We start from the raw sequence: 899 nt of genomic DNA, 5'->3' as shown, positions 1-899 counted from the left end.
AACGTCCGTGTGATTGACGACAGCCGCTGGGGGCAAACCCGCTACCGTTATAATTCCAATGACCAGATACTGCATACCCTGTTTGATGGCAACCGTCCGCATGAAGAACAGTTCCGTTATGATGCCAACGGTAACCTGAGCCAACATCTGCCGACCGATGCGCGGGGAGCGGTGGCACAAATCAATCAACGCCAGAAAGCCGGACGTGTTGTGCAGCAAGGGGATAACCGTTATCGCTATGATGACAACGGTCGTCTGGTGGAAAAAACTGAACACCGTGATGGCTTCCGTCCGCAAATCTGGCGCTACCGTTGGGATACGCAAAACCAGCTTACCCACTGCGAAACCCCGGACGGCTCGCGCTGGCAGTATAAATACGATCCTTTTGGTAGGCGACTCCAAAAACTGAAAATTCACGATGGAAAATTGGCTGCCACAAATTTAAAATTGTGGCTAGATGGCAAACCGGATTTAGCACTGAGAGCGGATGCCATCGTCGGACAGGATTACCTGTGGAGCGGTGACCATCTGGTTGAGGAAACGCCGATTTATGCCGATGGCACACCGGCGGAAAATCAGCGTGTCCGCTGGCTCTACGAACCGGGCGCACTCACACCGTCAGCCCGTTTTGAGCGAGGCAAGCTGCACTATGTGGTGAGTGACCATCAGGGGACGCCGCGCGAGATGCTCAACGAGGCCGGCCAGCTTATCTGGGCGCAGCGGCTGAGAACCTGGGGGCAGGCAGATCATTCTCAGGTGATTGCGTCCAATGATGCAGATTATCATGTTGGTTGTCACTTCCGGTTTTTAGGCCAGTATTTCGATGAGGAATCCGGGTTTTGTTATAATCGCTTTAGATATTACAGTAACGAAACGGGGCAGTATATCTCGCCTGACCC

1 protein-coding gene is annotated in these 899 nt (G+C 53.2%); it reads left to right on the top strand.

Annotated elements, in window-relative coordinates; genetic code table 11:
• On the top strand, positions 1–899 hold an 899-nt coding region (locus Xind_RS19630; protein ID WP_187650954.1), incomplete at both ends, for an RHS repeat domain-containing protein.

This window comes from Xenorhabdus indica (assembly GCF_014467235.1).
Lineage (GTDB): Bacteria > Pseudomonadota > Gammaproteobacteria > Enterobacterales > Enterobacteriaceae > Xenorhabdus > Xenorhabdus indica.
Note: the sequence above shows the minus strand (reverse complement) of the source record. Positions and strands in the feature narration are given on the sequence as shown.